Annotated in this window: 17 protein-coding genes; 7 read left to right on the top strand and 10 right to left on the bottom strand. The window is 69.2% G+C overall.

The genetic code is table 11. The features are described 5' to 3' along the window. Positions 1-39: 39 nt before the first annotated feature. Positions 40-453: a PaaI family thioesterase gene (locus tag AC07PU_RS17115; protein ID WP_208512181.1), complete on the top strand. Its 414-nt coding sequence runs from the start codon at positions 40-42 to the stop codon at positions 451-453. Positions 454-458: 5 nt separating this feature from the next. On the opposite strand, the gene AC07PU_RS17120 is transcribed toward AC07PU_RS17115, so the two are convergent. Continuing rightward, the gene (locus AC07PU_RS17120) at positions 459-1,688 is read right to left on the bottom strand and encodes an acyltransferase family protein (protein WP_495318997.1); all 1,230 of its coding nucleotides are present in this window, start codon (positions 1,686-1,688) and stop codon (positions 459-461) included. Positions 1,689-1,879: 191 nt separating this feature from the next. Between AC07PU_RS17120 and AC07PU_RS17125 the strand changes: the two genes are divergently transcribed. Both AC07PU_RS17125 and AC07PU_RS17130 read left to right on the top strand, forming a co-directional pair. After that, a complete protein-coding gene (locus AC07PU_RS17125) occupies positions 1,880-2,851 on the top strand; it encodes a LytTR family DNA-binding domain-containing protein (protein ID WP_495318999.1) in 972 nt (323 codons plus the stop codon). Positions 2,852-3,055: 204 nt separating this feature from the next. Next, positions 3,056-4,258 (top strand): ammonium transporter, encoded by a 1,203-nt coding sequence (locus AC07PU_RS17130; RefSeq protein ID WP_495319001.1) that lies wholly within the window; start codon positions 3,056-3,058, stop codon positions 4,256-4,258. A gap of 24 nt (positions 4,259-4,282) precedes the next feature. Here the strand turns inward: AC07PU_RS17130 and AC07PU_RS17135 are convergent, their stop codons facing one another. Continuing rightward, positions 4,283-4,624, bottom strand: a complete 342-nt coding sequence (locus tag AC07PU_RS17135; RefSeq protein WP_495319003.1) for a hypothetical protein — start codon at positions 4,622-4,624, stop codon at positions 4,283-4,285. A 143-nt stretch (positions 4,625-4,767) separates the two neighbouring features. Between AC07PU_RS17135 and AC07PU_RS17140 the strand changes: the two genes are divergently transcribed. The 3 genes from AC07PU_RS17140 (at position 4,768) to AC07PU_RS17150 (ending at position 8,069) form a co-directional block, all read left to right on the top strand. Next, complete coding sequence (locus tag AC07PU_RS17140; protein ID WP_495319005.1) at positions 4,768-5,832, top strand: GNAT family N-acetyltransferase; 1,065 nt, start codon at positions 4,768-4,770, stop codon at positions 5,830-5,832. A gap of 91 nt (positions 5,833-5,923) precedes the next feature. Then, positions 5,924-7,057 carry a DUF4172 domain-containing protein gene (locus AC07PU_RS17145; protein ID WP_495319007.1) on the top strand — a complete coding sequence of 378 codons (1,134 nt, stop codon included), beginning with the start codon at positions 5,924-5,926 and terminating at the stop codon, positions 7,055-7,057. Positions 7,058-7,133: 76 nt separating this feature from the next. Next, positions 7,134-8,069 (top strand): M14 family metallopeptidase, encoded by a 936-nt coding sequence (locus AC07PU_RS17150; RefSeq protein WP_208512177.1) that lies wholly within the window; start codon positions 7,134-7,136, stop codon positions 8,067-8,069. A gap of 12 nt (positions 8,070-8,081) precedes the next feature. Here AC07PU_RS17150 and AC07PU_RS17155 read toward each other — a convergent pair whose 3' ends face one another. From AC07PU_RS17155 to AC07PU_RS17165, 3 genes are all read right to left on the bottom strand, one after another. Then, a complete protein-coding gene (locus AC07PU_RS17155) occupies positions 8,082-9,830 on the bottom strand; it encodes an ORC-CDC6 family AAA ATPase (RefSeq protein ID WP_495319009.1) in 1,749 nt (582 codons plus the stop codon). 149 nt (positions 9,831-9,979) lie between these two features. After that, complete coding sequence (locus tag AC07PU_RS17160) at positions 9,980-10,879, bottom strand: peptidoglycan DD-metalloendopeptidase family protein (RefSeq protein ID WP_495319011.1); 900 nt, start codon at positions 10,877-10,879, stop codon at positions 9,980-9,982. A 102-nt stretch (positions 10,880-10,981) separates the two neighbouring features. Further along, a complete protein-coding gene (locus AC07PU_RS17165) occupies positions 10,982-12,796 on the bottom strand; it encodes a glutamine--tRNA ligase/YqeY domain fusion protein (protein WP_495319013.1) in 1,815 nt (604 codons plus the stop codon). A 137-nt stretch (positions 12,797-12,933) separates the two neighbouring features. Between AC07PU_RS17165 and AC07PU_RS17170 the strand changes: the two genes are divergently transcribed. Next, positions 12,934-13,281 carry a hypothetical protein gene (locus AC07PU_RS17170; protein ID WP_093341198.1) on the top strand — a complete coding sequence of 116 codons (348 nt, stop codon included), beginning with the start codon at positions 12,934-12,936 and terminating at the stop codon, positions 13,279-13,281. 82 nt (positions 13,282-13,363) lie between these two features. Here the strand turns inward: AC07PU_RS17170 and AC07PU_RS17175 are convergent, their stop codons facing one another. The 5 genes from AC07PU_RS17175 to AC07PU_RS17195 are packed head-to-tail and all read right to left on the bottom strand — an operon-like array spanning position 13,364 to position 17,145. Then, on the bottom strand, positions 13,364-14,209 hold the full coding sequence (locus tag AC07PU_RS17175) for a LytR/AlgR family response regulator transcription factor (RefSeq protein WP_495319016.1): 846 nt from the start codon (positions 14,207-14,209) through the stop codon (positions 13,364-13,366). Continuing rightward, complete coding sequence (locus AC07PU_RS17180) at positions 14,206-15,330, bottom strand: sensor histidine kinase (RefSeq protein ID WP_495319018.1); 1,125 nt, start codon at positions 15,328-15,330, stop codon at positions 14,206-14,208. Before AC07PU_RS17180 ends, AC07PU_RS17175 begins: the two co-directional genes overlap by 4 nt. After that, positions 15,327-15,620, bottom strand: a complete 294-nt coding sequence (locus AC07PU_RS17185) for a 2TM domain-containing protein (protein WP_495319020.1) — start codon at positions 15,618-15,620, stop codon at positions 15,327-15,329. The genes AC07PU_RS17180 and AC07PU_RS17185 overlap by 4 nt, the downstream gene beginning before the upstream one ends. Further along, positions 15,617-16,570 (bottom strand): sterol desaturase family protein, encoded by a 954-nt coding sequence (locus tag AC07PU_RS17190; RefSeq protein WP_495319022.1) that lies wholly within the window; start codon positions 16,568-16,570, stop codon positions 15,617-15,619. The genes AC07PU_RS17185 and AC07PU_RS17190 overlap by 4 nt, the downstream gene beginning before the upstream one ends. A gap of 53 nt (positions 16,571-16,623) precedes the next feature. Beyond that, positions 16,624-17,145 (bottom strand): DUF6622 family protein, encoded by a 522-nt coding sequence (locus AC07PU_RS17195; protein WP_398497245.1) that lies wholly within the window; start codon positions 17,143-17,145, stop codon positions 16,624-16,626. Between the last annotated feature and the right edge of the window lie 138 nt (positions 17,146-17,283).

A 17,283-nucleotide genomic window follows, 5' to 3' on the forward strand; every position in this document is an offset into this window, starting at 1 on the left:
TGGTCGACAAGGAGAGTCCCCCTCTCGAAGGAGCATCCGATGCTAGACACCATCCAGGCCTTGAATCGAACGGCCGCATTCAACCGCTGGGCCGGCTTCGAAGTCGTGCGCGCGGAAAAGGGCGAGGCCGAGCTGCGCATGGCATGGCGCGAGGCCGACATGGGCCAGTACGCCGGCTTCCTGCATGCCGGCATGATCGGCGCGCTGCTCGACACCGTCTGCGGCTTCGCGGCCGCCACCGTGGCGGGCCGCGTGCTGGCCTCGCACTTCTCGGTCGATTGCATGGCGCCCGCGCTGGGCCGTGTCTTCGTGGCGCGCGGGCGCGTCGTGAAGGCCGGGCGCAAGCAGGTCTTCACCGCGGCCGAACTGTTCGGCGAGGCCGGGGACGGCACGCTGAAGCTGCTGGCCACGGGCAGCACGATCCTGGTGCCGGTGCCCGACGACAAGGGCTGAGGCCTTCAGCGCGCGGCCGTCAGGGCCGCCGCGGGCGCCCGATCCGGCGTCCGCTTTTCCTGCATCGGCAGGCCGAACAGCGGCCGCAGCCAGCGCACGCGGCGGATCAGCGCGTCGTTGAGCAGCCAGCAGCCGCCCAGCGTGGCCGCGAGGATCAGCGCCGGCTCGAGCACCGGGCCGAGCGCCAGCGGCGCCAGCCAGACGATCGCCAGCACGATCAGCGTCTGGTGCAGCATGTACCAGGGATAGACCGAGGCATTGGCCCAGCGCAGCCAGGGCCAGGGGCGGTTCAGGTAGCGGTGGCCATGGCCGAGGAGGGTGGCGACCGCGGCCCAGAGGTAGAGCGAGCGCAGCACGGCGTTGACTTCGTTCGGCACGCTGCCGGCGCCCAGCGTGCGCGCCGCGATGTAGGCGGCGACCACCGCCACGGCCAGCGCCAGCGACACGCGGCGCAGCCGCTCGAGCTCGCGCCAGATGCCGCTGTCGGCGCCCATCCAGTAGCCGTAGAGGAAGACGGTGAAGTAGATGCTGTGCAGGAAGGGGTCGCGCACCAGGTTGTGGGTCGGCGGGTAGTGCGGCGCCAGCAGCAGCGTGAAGGCCGCGAGCGGCAGCACCGGCAGCAGCAACAGCCAGCCGCCGCGCAGCCCGTTGAAGGCCCGGCGCAGCGCCTGGCCCGCGGCCGAACGCCACAGCGGCAGCGTGAGCGCCACCGCGGCCGTGTAGACGAACAGGTACGGCAGGTACCAGAGGTGGTTCCAGGTGATGCCGAACTCGGCGCCCGCGAAGGCGCCTTTGGGCCAGGGCTGGCTCATCGGCAGGTAGCGCAGCAGGAAGGCGCCGAAGCCCGGCGCCACCAGGCCGTTGGCCACGCCTTCGGCATAGGCCTGCCAGGGCACGACCACCGCCATGCCGAAGGCCAGCGGCAGCATCAGCCGCAGCCCGCGGCCGCGCAGCAGCGCCGCCGTGCCCTGTTGCCGGCTCAGAAAGGCCAGCGAGACGCCCGAGATCAGGAACACCAGGTCCATGCGCCAGAGGTTCAGGATCCGCATCGGCCACTGCAGCCATTCGGCCGCATGCGGGCTCTTGAGGTGCCAGGGCCAGTCGGCCACGTAGTACATCGCCACGTGGTAGACGATGACGAGCAGGAAGGCGAGGGCGCGCAGGGCGTCGATGTCGTGCCGGCGCGCTTCGGCGGCCGGCGGGACGGAGGGGCGTGGAAATCGGTCGGCGGGCATGGGGGCTCCTGGATCGGGGTGGACGAGCGGCCATGGTCCGGGCGCGGCGCGGTGGCGGCGCGGCCGGGGGGACGGACCGCCGGCACTTTGTGACGAGCGGTGGTCCCGGTGGGACGAAACAGGGGGCGAAATCCGTCCCCGGGCCGCCGCTGTCGCCCCATTCGCCACGCGGATCGCGACAATCGCCCGCCATGGCCGGCCCGCGCAAAGACCTCTACCACCGCTACGAGCCGATCCGCCGCCATGTCGAGGTCGGCTTCTGGATCGTCGTGATGGCGCTGCAGGCGCTGTTCAACACCACGGTGGCGATGGTCGACGCGCGCTCGCGCGCCGTGCCGCGCGAGACCTGGGAGATCGTGGTCTGGGAGGGCTCGAGCCACCTCGTGCTGCTGCTGCTGGTGCCGGCCATCGTGGCGCTGGAGCGGCGGCTGTCGCCGCTGGCCTCGCTCGCGCCCGGCAGGCTGGTGCGCTACCTGGGCTGGCATCTCGCGGCCAGCGTGGTGTTCAGCGTGGTCCACGTGATGGCGATGTTCGCGTTGCGCTCGCTGGCCTATGCCGCCGCCGGCGAGCACTACGCCTTTGGCGGCTGGGCCGCCCAGTGGGGCTACGAGTACCTGAAGGACGTGCGCGCCTACGTCTCGATCGTGTTCGGGATCTGGGCCTACCGGCTGTTCATGCTGCGCTGGCAGGGCGAGGCGCGGGTGCTCGACGCGCCGGACGAGGCGCCTGAAGGGCCGCAACGGCCGTCACGCCCGGCCGATGCCGAGCCAGCACCGGCCGCGGACGCGCCGCCGCCGCCGCCCGCCGAACCCGCGCCGCCCCCGGCGCCCGCGCGCCCCGAGCGCTTCCTGGTGCGCAAGCTGCGGCGCGAATTCCTGATCGCCGCCGGCGACATCGACTGGCTGCAGGCCGAGGGCAACTATGTCGGCCTGCACGTCAATGGCCACGACTACCTGCTGCGCGCCACGCTGACAGACTTCCTGACCCAGCTCGATCCCGCGCTGTTCGTGCGCGTGCACCGCAGCCATGCGGTCAATCTCTCGCGGCTGCGCGAGATCGAGCCGCTCGACGGCGGCGATGCCCGGCTGCACATGCACGACGGCAGCACCGTGCCGTGCAGCCGGCGCTACCGCGAGGCCCTGCGCGGCGCGACCGCCGCCTGAGCCGCCGCGAGGGTGCGTCATGCACCGTCAGGCGGCATCCGTTCCGGTGCGCCACGCCCGCCCATCGGGCTCACTCAGCCCCATCTCGGCCCGTTTCGCACCATTGATGAGCTTGTAGGCACCATTTTTGCTTCATTGGCCCGCCGTCCTGCTGAATTCAGGTGCGGTGCACCAAATCAATCCAAAAACCAGCAAGAAGCTCCAATGGACGCACTCAAACAGGGCGCAGACGCGCTGTTCATCCTTCTAGGCGCGATCATGGTGTTGGCCATGCATGCGGGATTCGCCTTCCTCGAACTCGGCACGGTCCGCAAGAAGAACCAGGTCAATGCGCTCGTGAAGATCCTGGTCGACTTCTCGGTCTCGACCATCGTCTACTTCCTCGTCGGCTACGGCGTGGCCTACGGCACCCACTTCTTCGTCAGCGCCACCGAGCTGTCGGCCCGCAGCGGCTACGACCTGGTGAAGTTCTTCTTCCTGCTGACCTTCGCGGCCGCCATCCCGGCCATCATCTCGGGCGGCATCGCCGAGCGCGCCAAGTTCTGGCCGCAGCTGATCGCCACCGCGGTCATCGTCGGGCTGATCTATCCCTTCTTCGAGGGCATCGCCTGGAACAAGCACTTCGGCGTCCAGGACTGGATCGCCTCGGTCACGGGCCATGAATTCCACGACTTCGCGGGCTCCGTGGTGGTGCATGCCGTGGGCGGCTGGCTCGCGCTGCCGGCCGTGCTGCTGCTGGGCGCGCGGCGCAACCGCTACCGCGGCGACGGTTCGCTGGCCGCGCATCCGCCGTCGAACATCCCGTTCCTCGCGCTCGGCGCCTGGGTGCTGTGCGTGGGCTGGTTCGGCTTCAACGTGATGAGCGCGCAGACCATCGACAAGATCTCGGGCCTGGTCGCGGTCAACTCCGTGATGGCGATGGTCGGCGGCACGCTGGTGGCGCTGGCCATGGGCAAGAACGACCCCGGCTTCGTCTACAACGGCCCGCTGGCCGGCCTGGTGGCGGTGTGCGCGGGCTCCGACCTGATGCACCCGATCGGCGCGCTGGTGGTGGGCGGCGTGGCCGGCGCCATCTTCGTCGCGATGTTCACGCTGACGCAGAACAAGTGGAAGATCGACGACGTGCTCGGCGTCTGGCCGCTGCACGGCCTGTGCGGCACCTGGGGCGGTATCGCGGCCGGCATCTTCGGCACCCAGGCACTGGGCGGCATCGGTGGCGTGAACCTCGGCGCGCAGCTCATCGGCACCGCCATGGGCGTGGTCTGGGCGCTGCTCGGCGGCGCGCTGGTCTACGGCGTGCTCAAGAAGACCGTCGGGCTGCGGCTGTCGCAGGAAGAGGAGTTCGACGGCGCCGACCTCTCGATCCACCACATCTCGGCCACGCCCGAGCGCGAAGTCAACTGGTGAGGCCGGCCGGGGCGCGTCCGCGCTTCAGCATGTCTGGAAGCGCGGGCACTCGGCCACCGCGCGGATCGCCACCACCGTGTTCTCGCCGTCGAGGTGGCGCGAGACGAACTCGACCGGCGTACCGTCGGCGATGTCGGCCGCGAGCTTGCGGTCGGCCAGCCTGAAGGTCTGGGTGGTGAACGGCAGCTTCGAGCGCGGCGGGATCTTCAGGTGCAGGTACAGCTTGCCGCCGGGCTCCTCGTGCGAGGACATCAGGCGAGCGCGCGTGTAGACGGGGTCGGTCTTCGTTTCCTCTGCGGCGGCGCCCGCGAGTGCGAGCAGGGCCGCTGCGGCCAGGACCATGCGGGACAGCGGCGGGAAGGGCATGTGCGAACTCCTCGTCGAAGGGGGCGGAAATGCCATTGTGAAGCGCCAACCTTCGGCCAAGCCAAAGATGCGCTCGCCCGCGCGCGCGACGCGACCGCGCTTCGGCACAATCGCGCCCCCGACAAAAACATGGAGGACGGGAGATGGCGAACGACACGATCGAGATCCGGCGCTTCGATGTCCATATGGACGATCCGTCCGAATGGGCGCGCTTCCACCGTTACCGGCGCCTGCGCGACGAGGAACTGCACCCCGGCGAGCCGCAGGCGGCCGATGCCGACTTCGAGCACGACGCGCGGCGCCGCATGCCCTTCCACGAGGCCGAGCGCTTCGTCGCGCGCGAGGGCGACGAGCTGGTCGGCAACCTCATCCTCTGGCGGCGCCGGCCCGACGCACCGAACAGCGAGCCGTTCGCGTTGCACGCGGAGGCCTGGCTCGGCGTGCTGGGCACGCACCGGCGTCGCGGCATCGGCAGCCGGCTGCTCGTGCCGCTGCTGGCCTTCATGCGCGAGCACGGCAAGACCGTCGCCACGATGAACACCTTCTACCCGCCGGGCCATGCCTTCCTCGAGGCCTTGGGTGCAGTCCTCAAGCACCGCGTGGTCGAGAACCGCATGCGGATCGACGGCCTCGACGCGGACGAACTCGCGCGCTGGAAGGCGCAGGGCACGGCCGGTGGCGCGCTGCGTTTCGAGATCCATCCCGGCCGCACGCCGATGGAGCGCCTCGCGCAACTGCTGGCGCCGTTCTCGGACCTGTTCAACGACATGCCGCTCGGCGAACTCGAACTGCCGCCCGCGCGCTACGAGCTCGACGGCTACGCCAACTGGTACCGCGAACTCGACCGCAGCGGCGGCGAGCACCACCTGGTGCTGCTGGTCGACGCCGACGGCACGCTGGCCGCGATGTGCGAAGCGCACTGGGACCCGCGCACCCCCGACCGCCTGCACCAGCGCCTGACCGGCGTGGCGCGCGCCTGGCGCGGCCGCTCGCTGGCCAAGGCGGTGAAGGCCGTGATGCTCGACAGCGTGCGCGCGCTGCATCCCGAACTGCGCACCGTCGTGACCTACAACTCGGAAGCCAACGCGCCGATCCTCGCGATCAACCGCCGGCTGGGGTTCGAGGTGCATCGGCGTCAGGGGGTCTATCAGCTGGGGGTCGATGCTTTGGCGGCGTGCCTCGCGCGGCGCGGGGAATCGGTGGCCTGAAGCGCGGATCCGCTGTCATCGCTTCACGGCTGAAGCGTAAATCCAGAAAATACGCTTCATTTTTGAAGCGTATTTTTCTAGAATGCGCTTCATGTGGATCTGGCAAGCCCCTCGCTGGCCGCGCTTCGAGTTCGATGCGCAGGCCTTGCAGCCTGCACTGGCCGCAGCCCGGCTGGCCCAGGGGCGGATGCTCGGCGTCGCCGGCAACCTGCAACTCGTAGACCTGACCGCGCTGCAACTGGACGAGTGGACCCAGGAGGCCATCGCCACCGCGCAGATCGAGGGCGAGACGCTGCAGCTGAATTCCGTGCGCGCCTCCGCGGCGCGCCGGTTGGGGCTCGTGCCGGCGAACCGCGCACCGAAGGACGCCCGCACCGAGGCCGTGCTCGATATCGTCGAGTCGGCGGTCGCCGACTGGGACCGGCCGCTGACCGAGGACGTTCTGTTCGGCTGGCATGCGGCCCTCTTTCCCAACGGTCGCAGCGGTATCGCGCGCATCGTCACGGGGGCCTATCGGACCCACGAGGACCCGATGCAGATCGTCACGCCGCGCCTCGGAAAGCCCGACGTGGTTCACTACGAGGCACCCCGCTCGCGCGACGTGCCGGCCCAGATGAAGGCCCTGCTCGAATGGTTCGAGGAGGGGCGCGAGCGGCCTCGCATCGACGGCATCGTGCGCAGCGCGATCGCGCACCTGTGGTTCGAGCTCGTGCATCCCTTCGAGGACGGCAACGGCCGCATCGGGCGCGCGCTCAGCGATCTCGCGCTGGCGCAGGACCTGCGCAGCAGCCAGCGGCTGTTCAGTCTCTCGCAGCAGCTCTGGCTCGACCGCGGCGGCTACTACGCGCAGTTGCAGGCCGCCTGCGCGCAGGACGGCATGGACGTCACCGAATGGATCCGCTGGTTCGCCGGCCGGGTCGAGCAGGCCTGCCTGCGCACGCTCGCGCAGATCCAGGCGGCGGGCGCCAAGGCCGGATTCTGGGCGCGGCTCGATGCGGCGCATCCGGCGCTCACGCCGAGCCAGCGCAAGGTGCTCAACAAGCTCTACGACGCGGAGAACGGCGGCTTCGTGGGCGGCATGAGCACCGAGAAGTACGCCGCCATCGCGGGCGTGTCGCGCGCTACGGCCTATCGCGAGTTGACCGACCTGGCGACCTCGGGCGTGCTCGAGCGTTCGGGTCAGGGCAGGGGCACGCGCTATGCGCTGGTGCGCGAAGGCGCATAGTGCGCGCCCAGCAAGAACGCGCCGCCTGTAGCAAACTCGCGCGACCCCGTTCCCGCCCGAGCCGCCACACCCCACCATGACCCAATCTCCACCCGCCCTCGAAGTCCTCCCGCGCGATCTCTCCGCCTACCGCCAGGGCAATGTCGGCGTCGACTACGTGCACCGCTTCGAATCGGGCAAACCGGGCCCGCACGTGCTGATCAACGCCCTGACGCACGGCAACGAGATCTGCGGCATGACGGCCGCCACGCACCTGCTCGACCACGGCGTGCGGCCGAAGATCGGCACGCTCACCGTGAGCTTCGCGAACATCGACGCCTACGAGTCCTTCACCGAGGCCGCGCCCTACGACAGCCGCCAGATCGTCCACAACCTCAACCGCATCTGGTCGCCCGAGTGGCTCGATGGCAGCGAGGACAGCCCCGAGCTGCGCCGCGCGCGCATCCTGCGGCCCGTGGTCGATGCGGCCGACCACATCCTCGACATCCATTCCACCAGCCAGCCGGTGGTGCCGTTCTGGGTCTACCCGTCCTTCGAGCGCAATGCCAAGGTGGCGATGGCCATCGGCCGGCCGCCCGTGCACCTCGTGATGCCCGACGGCCTGGGCTCGGGCACGCCGCTGATCCAGTACGGCAGCCATGGCGGACCCGACGGGAAGGGCGTCGCGATGGTGGTCGAGTGCGGCCAGCATTTCCTGCGCTCGGCCTCCGACCTGGCGACCGCCGTCACCTACGACTTCCTCGCCTACTTCGGCCTGGTCGACAAGGACCCGGCCGCTCCCGCGCCCGAGCCGCAGCGCCGCTTCAAGCTGCTGCAGACGCACGTGATCCAGAGCGAGGACTTCGCCTTCGTGCGCCCGCTGATCGGCTTCGAGACCTTCGCCAAGGGCGAGCTGATCGCCACCAACGGCCCCGACGAGATCCGCGCGCCGGTCGACGACTGCACCGTGTTCATGCCCGCGCAGCGCGTGATCGTGGGGCGCGAGGCGCTCTACCTGACGCAGCCGATCTGAGCCGGGCGCCGCTCAAGCCGCCAGCGCACTGCGCGCCGGAATCTTCTCGAAGCAGTGGTTGCACAGCGACTGCTTCACGAAGGCCGCGTGCGTGGTGTCGACCGGCTTCTTGCAGTGCTCGCACATGAAGGCCTCGCCGACCGCGAGCTGGAATTTCTGGAAGAAGGCGTCGCTCAGGTGGATGCGGCGGATGTCGCGGATGTCGTCGCGCACCTTGAGGTTCTCGAGCGTGTTGTTGTCGAGCGCGGTGCGCGTGATGTTCAGGTGGTTGTAGCAGCCGTAGTCGATCGAGTAGACGTTGAAGGTCTCGCCCGCCATGTCCTTGTGCGAGTAGCCTTTCTTGCGCAGGTGCAGTACGCGGAAATCCACAAGACCGAGGATGTGCGGATTGGCCGAGTACTTCTCGCTGATCATGAAGTGGCTCGAGTTCTTGCCGACCACGATCTCCTGCACGATCTTCTCGAGCAGGTTCTTCTCGACCGAGTGCTCGTCGACCTGCTTCTTCTTGTCGGTCTCGTACCAGCCCGAGGTGGCGGCGCGCACGTTCTTGATCGAGATGTGCTTGGAGCCCGAACTCTTGAACTGCGCGTATGAGTGGATGAAGAGGTTGATGAAATCGCGCGGGATGCCCGCGCTCGCGATCAGCAGTTCGCCCAGCGCCTTGTTGGTGAGGAAGGCGTTGATGAAGGCGTCGTTGTTCTTGCGCGAGGGCAGCAGCAGCTCGTCGGACAGGCTGGGGCTGTGCTGCTCGAGGTGCTTGCACAGCAGCTGGTTGAAGAAGTTGCGGGTCTTGGCCTTGTCGATCTCGAACACGTAGCGGTTGTCGAGCTGGTAGCCGAAGATGTCGCCGCCGTCCTCCAGGCCGTAGAACTTCTCGTCGGTCTTGTGGCCGAGGTCGGTGCGGTTCGGGATCGCGGCGATCTTGAAGCTGAAGCGGCTCGCGATGAAGGACTTCTTGACCAGTTCGGCCAGGTGCTTCTGGGCCGAGTTCGGGATCTCGGACCATTCGTCGATCAGGCAGAAGACGCGGTTCAGTTGCAGTTCCTCGCTCAGGTCCTGCAGCAGGTTCGCGATGTCGAAGACGCTGATGAACTGATCCTTGAGCCTCGACTCCTGCGACTTGGTCTGCAGGCTGCCCGAGACCTGCAGCTCGGGCGCCTTCGAGAGCTTGAGCGAGGCGCCGGCCTGCGAGATCGACTCGACGGCGAGGGCCGTTTCCTTGAGCTTGTTGAGCGAGCTGCCGTCGAGTTCGCGCTGGATGGCCTCGAGCCGGTGCTGCAGCTGGCGCTCGGCCTCGTCGTCGAGCGGATCGCGGCGCAGCGGGATGATGTCGTCCCGGCCGTGGATGGCGCGCAGGTTGGTCGAGAACGCATTCACCAGGCTGCGGATGACGTTCTTGAACAGGATGACCGCGTACTGCTCCCAGCTCAGGCCGTCGGCCTCGGCATGCGGAAGGATGGTGCGGGCATCGATGTAGACCGCGATCCGCCGCGAGGCGGGGAAGTCGTTGTTGATCTTCTCCTGCAGCGCCTTCAGCAGGTGGGTCTTGCCCGAGCCACGCCGGCCATAGATGACCTGGTTGTTGAGGTTGTGGATGTCGTGCAGCGCGTCCTCGCCCACGTACAGGCCGAGGTAGCTCTGGTCCTGGATGTTCTCGGCGCGCAGCGCGTTCGAGAGCGTCGCGACGGCCTTCTGGATCTGGACGTCGCTGATGGGCATGGCATTGCCGTTCCGGGGCGCGCTGGTCGTGTTCTTCTGCATGAGGGCTGGTGCAAGTGAAACGGACCGGCGCGCGTCCCCGAGATGGGGCCTCCCGGCGCGCGGTCTGAAAACGAATTGTTACTTGCGTCGAGCGCCTTGCCAACAGAGGCGCCCCGGCCCGGACCGCCGGCGAGGTGCCGGCGCAACGTTCAGGCGGAAATGAACAGCGCCGGATCGACCATCGCGCGGTTGAGCATCACCGACCAGTGCAGGTGCGGGCCGGTCACGCGGCCGGTGGCGCCGACCGCGGCGAGCTTCTCGCCGGTCTGGAGTACGTCGCCGACCTTCACGTCGACGCGGCTCAGGTGGCAGTACATGGTCAGCAGGCCGCCGCCATGGTCGAGCCAGACGGTGCCGCCATTGAAGAAGTAGTCGCCGGTATCGATGACCTTGCCCGGCAGCGGCGCGAGCACCGGGGTGCCGGTGCCGGCCGCGATGTCCATGCCGCTGTGGGGATTGCGCGACTGGCCGTTGAAGACGCGGCGCAGGCCGAAGGAGCTCGAGCGGCGGCCCGGCACCGGCACGCGCATCTGCAGCGCGGCATCGGGGCGAAGCTCGGTGCGGGTGGCGGTCACGGTGGCGAGGTGGTCGCGCTCGCGCTCGTAGCGCGCCTGGTCCTCGGGCGAGAGGTCGACGGTGCGCGGCGCCACGTTCAGGCGCTGCTCGCGGTACTGCTTGGGCGCGATGCTGTAGCCGAGTTGGCGCGGCGCGGCGTCGGGCCGGGCCTGCACCGAGATGCTGGCCTCGCCGGGTTCGGCCGCGAGAGGAATGCCGACGAGGGCGGTCCATTCGATGGCGTCGCCGAGCACCAGCACGGGCTGGTTGCCGTCGCCGCCGGTCGTGGCCAGCGGGCGCGCGGCCGCTGGGCCGAGCGAGAGGCGCGCGATGCCGCCCGGGACCTGGGAGGCGCGGGGCCAGACTTCGGGCGGCTGGGGCTTGGCGGCACCGGCCTTTTTGGTCGCCGCCGTGGCGGGCAGGGCGAGCAGGGCGGCGGTGCCGATCAGGAGCGTGCGGCGGCCGGAGAGCGGAGCATGAAGGATGCGTGACATGGGCCGCATTGTGGCGTCATGGCCCGCGCCCGATTGTCGGAAAGCACCATGAAAAACCGGGGCACGCAGCCCCGGTTCATGGTGCGGCAAGAGCGCCGGGGCCTACTTGCCCCAGCTGTCGCGCATGCCCGCCGCGCGGTTGAACACGCGCCGGCCGTCCTCGGCCGCCTTGGCGTCGAGCACGAAGTAGCCATGGCGCTCGAACTGGAAGGCCGCTTCGGGCTTCGCGTCGGCGAGCGAGGGCTCGACATAGGCCGCGCAGACCTCGAGGCTGTGGCGGTTGAGCTCCTCGAGCAATTCGCCGCCGCCGGGGTTGGCTTCGGAGAACAGCCGCTCGTAGAGCCGCACCTCGGCCTGCACCGCATCGGCCACGGCCACCCAGGTGATGTTGCCCTTGACCTTGATCGCGTCGGCGCCCGGGGTGCCGCTCTTGGTGTCGGGCACCAGCTTTGCCTGCACCTCGATGAGCTTGCCCTCGGCATCGCGCGTGGCGCCGGTGCACTCGATGACATGGCCGTACTTGAGCCGCACCTTGTTGCCGGGGAACAGGCGGAAGAAGCCCTTGGGCTGCACGTCCTCGTAGTCGGTGCGCTCGATCCAGACCTCGCGGCCCAGCTTGAAGGCGCGCTTGCCGAGTTCGGGATGGTGCGGATGGATCGGTGCCGAGCAGTCGTCGAGCGCAGCGTCGCCGCCCATGAGTTCACCCCAGTTGCTGATGACCAGCTTGACCGGGTCGAGCACCGCCATCGCGCGCGGCGCCACGGGGTCGAGGGTGTCGCGCAGCGCGGCCTCGAGCGCGGCGTAGTCGATCCAGCCGCCCGACTTGGTGGTGCCGCTGCGTTCGCAGAACAGGCGCAGCGCCTCGGGCGTGTAGCCGCGGCGGCGCAGGCCGGCCAGCGTGGGCATGCGCGGGTCGTCCCAGCCGTCGACATGCTTTTCCTCCACCAGCTGGCGCAGCTTGCGCTTGCTGGTGAGCACGTGCGTCACGTTGAGCCGCGCGAATTCGTACTGGCGCGGATGCGGGCTGGCGATCAGGCCGCCTTCGGCGAGGCGGTCGAGCAGCCAGTCGTAGAACGGGCGCTGGTCCTCGAACTCGAGCGTGCAGATGCTGTGGGTGATCTGCTCGAGCGCGTCCTCGATCGGGTGCGCATAGGTGTACATCGGGTAGATGCACCACTTGTCGCCGGTGTTGTGGTGCGTGGCCCGGCGGATGCGGTAGAGCGCCGGGTCGCGCATGTTGATGTTGGGGCTCGCCATGTCGATCTTGGCGCGCAGGGTGGCGGCGCCGTCGGCGAGCTTGCCGTCGCGCATCTCGCGAAAGCGCGCGAGATTCTCCTCGGGGCTGCGGCTGCGGTACGGGCTGTCGGTGCCGGGCTTGCCGAAGTCGCCGCGGTTGGCGCGCACCTCGTCGGCCGATTGCTCGTCGACATAGGCCAGACCGGCGCCGATCAGGTATTCGGCCGCGCGGTACATGAAGTCGAAGTAGTCGCTCGCGAAGTACTCGTGCGGCTGCATCACGCCGGGCGCGCTGGGGCGGTCGGCCAGGTAGGTCTCGTAGCCGAGCCACTCCACGGCGTCGCGGATCGAGTCGACGTACTCCTGCTCTTCCTTCTCGGGGTTGGTGTCGTCGAAGCGCAGGTGGCAGACGCCGCCGTATTCGCGCGCCAGCTCGAAATTCAGCCAGATGCTCTTGGCGTGGCCGATGTGCAGGTAGCCGTTGGGTTCGGGCGGAAAGCGCAGGCGGACCCGGGCCGGGTCGCTCATGCCATGGGCGTGGTGTTCGGCATCGCCCGGAGCCCCGCCCCAGCGGCGGCCGCTGTAGGCGCCCTGGGCGAGGTCGTTTTCGATCACGTGGCGCAGGAAATTGCTGGGTGCGGCGGGTGTTTTTGCGACGTCTTTGTCGGTCGGGGAGGTCATCGACGCATTCTAATTTGGGGGATCTTCAGGTTACCTTTGGCAACGCTCTTCACAATGCGGCGGGCAACCACTTTGCATTTGGCGCGTTCAATACGTACATGGGCAGTGAATGCCTTCCCTACAAGGAGTCCAACATCATGAGCGTCACCCGTTCTACCTTCTTCAAGTGGGCCGCCGCAGGCGTCGTCGCCGCCGGTGCCCTGTTCGCGGCCACCTCGGCCAGCGCTCGCGGCGACGTGAGCTGGTCCATCGGCGTCGGCGTCCCCGGCGTGGCGGTGGGCGTGGGCGGCCCCGCCTACTACCCGGCACCGGTCTATGCGCCGCCGGCCCCCGTCTACTACGCCCCGCCGCCGCCGGTGTACTACCGCCCGCCGCCGGTCTATTACCGTCCGGCCCCGGTGTACTACGCGCCGCCGGCCTACTACGGCCCGCGCTATTACGGTCGCGGCTACTACCGCGGTCATGGCCACGGCCACTGGCGCTGAAATGCCACGCTGAATGTGAGCAAATGAAAAAGCCGGTTCTTTGGAACCGGCTTTTTCTTTGGGCGACGCATCGGCCCGGATTTCACATCGCGCGAAACAGGTGGGCGTAGAGCCGGCTGACCGGTATCCGCTCGGGCCGTCCGCGCAGGTCGAGGGCGAGCTTGCCGGCCTCGTCGCGGTGCACCGCCTCGATGGCCGAGGCGCGTACCACCACCGCCCGGTGCACCTGCCAGAAGGTCTGCGCATCGAGCTGCGGCAGCAGCTGTTTGAGCGGCGTGCGGATCAGGTATTCGTGGTCCGCGGTCAGCACCCGCAGGTACTTGTCGGCGGCCTCGAAATACAGCACCTCGTCGATCGGCACCATGCGCACCGTGCTGCCGCCGGCGTCGCTGGCGGCGATCATGCGCAGCGGCGCGGCCGAGGGTTCGGGCATCGGCGCCCCGGCGCCGCCCGCGGCGGCCAGCACCTCGCGCCAGCGCGCCAGCGTGCGGTCCAGCGCCTCGTCGGCCGGGGTTTCGGCCGCCGGCCGCGCGGCCAGGGCCTGCTTCAGCCGCGCCACCGTCTTGCGCAGCCGCTCGGGTTGCACAGGCTTCAACACGTAGTCGATCGCCTGGGCCTCGAAGGCGCGCGCCGCGTACTCGTCGTAGGCGGTCACGAAGACCAGCTGCGGCATCGGCGCTTCGTCCGTGGGCCAGGCGTCGGCCAGTTCGGTGGCGGCGCCCAGGCCGTCGAGGGCCGGCATGCGGATGTCGAAGAACAGCACCTGCGGCAGCAGCCGCAGCGCCTCGCGCACGGCGCTGCGGCCGTCGCCCGCGATGGCGGCGATCTTCAGCTCGGGCCAGGCGGCGGCCAGTTCGGCCTTCAGCGCCTGCGCGAGCAGCGGTTCGTCCTCGGCGATCAGCGCGGTGGGGATGGCGGCAGTGTTCATGGCGTAGGGGCAGCGGCCGGCGCGTCGCCGGTGGAGGAAGCCTGCAGCGGAAAGCGCAAGGTGGCGCGGGTGCCCGTGTGCTCGCCGGGCGCGAGCGTCAGGGCGGCACGCGGGCCGTAGACCGTGGTCAGCCGCTCGCGCACCTGTTCGAGGCCGAAGCCGCCGCCGTCCCGCGACGTCGACGTCGACGGCAACGCGGCATCGAGCCCGATGCCCGTGTCGCTGAGTTCGATCACCAGCAGGTCGCCCTCGCGGCGCGCGCGCACCGCGATCTCGCCGCCCTCGACCTTGGGCTCGAGGCCGTGGCGGATGCTGTTCTCCACCAGCGGCTGCAGCAGCAGCGGCGGCACCGGCACCTCGCGCAGCTCGGGCGGCAGCTCGAGCGCGTAGCGCAACCGCTCGCCCATGCGCACCGACATCAGCTCGAGGTAGTCGGCCAGCCGGTCGAACTCGGCCCCCAGCGGATGCGCGAGCGTGCGCGAGCCGCTGAGGGTGACGCGCAGGTAGCTGTTGAGCCGGTCGAGCATGGCCACGGCGCGCGGCGGATCGAGCGTGATCAGCACCCGCAGGTTGGCCAGCGTGTTGAACAGCATGTGCGGTTCGAGCTGGGTCTCGAGCAGCTTGAGGCGCGCTTCGGTCGCGTCGCGCCTGGCTCTTTCGATCTGGCCCTGCAGGTGCTTGCTCTTGCCGAGGCTGTAGAAGAAGAAGCAGGCGCCGGCCGTGGCGACCAGCGTGATGGTGAGCGTGGTGGCCAGCTTGTGGCCGCGGTAGTCGAGGAAGTCGAGCAGGGGGGCGCCGCTCCAGGCGTCGCCGATCAGGTTGCCGAGCAGGAAGCCGGCGGTCACGCCGAAGCCGATCAGCGCGATGCTCTGCGTGCCATGCGGCCAGAGCACCTCGCGGTGGCCGCTCATCAGCAGCCGGCCGCCGTCGATGCACAGCCAGCTGATCAGGCCGATCGCCATCGAATAGACCATGTGGTTGGCCCAGCTGCGGCCGCTCGAGATGCTGAGCGCGGCCGCGATCAGGCAGCAGAAGACGGCGGTGATCAGCCCGTGCCGCAGCAGGTCGCGCAGGTTCTCGATGCCGAACCTGGGGCGGGCGGCGGCAGGGGCCTGGTTCAACGGCGCTCCCCGGCGGCCAGCGCGCGGCGTTCGCGTTCGACCAGGCGCTCGTAGAAGTCGCCGCCCGGCGCGATGAACCAGATCACGGCGCCGTGCACCAGCAGCCCCAGGCCCCAGCCCATCAGCGGATAGACGGCCCAGGTGTGGCCCTTCGACGCCGACAGCGCGACCAGGCCGAGGTTGACCAGCACGTAGACGAAGGCATGGATGTACCAGCCCATCTTGGCGCCGGCGCGGCGGCGGGCGCGCTTCTCGAGTTCTGCGAGAGAGGGGGAAGAGGACGTGTTCATGACAGCTCCTTGATCTGAACGGGAATGAAATCGGCAGGTGGGGAGGCGACGGGCGCCGGGGCCTCGACGGCTGCGCGCCGGCGCAGTTCCTCGGTGGTCTCGCCGGGCCCGTCGGGGTTCCAGCCCGGCGGCTTCACGAGGTAGCCGACGAAGGCGCGCACCGAACGGGCCGAGGCCAGGTCCTTGAACAGCGCGCGCCATTGGCTGAACTCGATCTCGAGCAGGTTGTACGAGGTGATCGGCTTCACGAGGCCGTAGCGGCAGGGCAGGTCGGCGCGTTCGGGGATGTAGGTGCCGAACAGGCGGTCGAACACGATCAGCACGCCGCCGTAGTTGCCGTCGAGGTACTCGAGGTTCGAGGCATGGTGCACCCGGTGCGCCGAGGGCGTGTTGAGCACCCATTCGAGCGGCCCGAGCTTCGGGATCCAGGTGGCGTGGATCCAGAACTGGTAGAGCAGGTTCAGGGTCAGCATGATCAGCACCACGCGCGGCGGCATGCCCAGCAGCGGCGCCAGCATGAAGAAGGCCAGCGTGCCGGTAAGCTTGCCGGTCCAGCCGAAGCGGTAGGCGGCCGACAGGTTCAGCTCGTTGGGCGAGTGGTGGATCGCATGGGTGCACCAGAACCAGCGCACCCGGTGCGCGGCGCGGTGGTACCAGTAGTAGCAGAACTCCTGGCCGATGAAGCAGGCGGCCCAGCCGGTCCAGTGGTCCATCGGCAGGGTGAGGAGGCGGTGCGCGTAGAGCCAGTCCATGGCGCCGGCCCAGAAGGCCAGCGGCAGCAGCCAGCGCAGCGGGTATTCGCGCACCAGGAAGTCGAACACCGAGATGCCGGCCGCCTTCCAGTTGTAGCTGCGCCAGCCGTTGCGCCACGAGAGCACCAGCGCTTCGGCCAGCGAGGCGATCAGCACCACGGACACCGAGATCTTGAGGATCAGCACGAGGACGGACATGGCGCTTCCTGCAGGCGTGGGGGAATGGGCGGGCGAAAAGGGCGGCGCCGATCTTAGGCGGCGCCGGCTTCGCTGGCCATGGCGTCGGTGGCGATCGCCAGCTTCCACAGGCGCAGGGCGCGGGCCGCGAAGACGCCGCTGAAGGCGCCGTAGAGCACGGGGATCGCGACCGCGAACACGCTGTCGTGGCGCAGCTCGGGGTGCATGACCAGCGCCACGCCCACCACGTACTTGGTGAAGAAGATGCCCATCATCAGCGCCAGCGGCACCGCGCTGCCGGCCAGGTGGAAGCGGCGCGTGGCGGCGTCGTAGCGGGTGCTCGCGGGCAGCGGGCGCCGCAGCACCAGCGCGATCATCACGGCCGCGGCGGCGGCCCAGCCGAGCAGGGCGCCGAGCGAATCGCCGAAGGCCGAGGCCACGCCCATCAGCGACAGCGCGCCCATCGCGATCGGCATCAGCGTGATGCGCGTCAGGCTCACGCTGCCCGACAGCAACTGCTTGCTGCCGAGCCAGACCAGCAGCACGAAGACGGCGAACACCCACTTGGGCGTGTGAAGAAGGATCTGGATCAGCATGGGGTGGCTCCTTGATCGGTCGAGGGTGGAAAGGCGGCCGGAAAATCCGGGAGAAACGATGGATGCCCGAGGGCGTTGGAGCGGACTTTGCCGGCGCGCTCGCAGGGCCGCCACGGCCGTGCGATGAAATGCGGGGGC

It is taken from the genome of Variovorax sp. GW821-FHT10D07, from assembly GCF_059415325.1.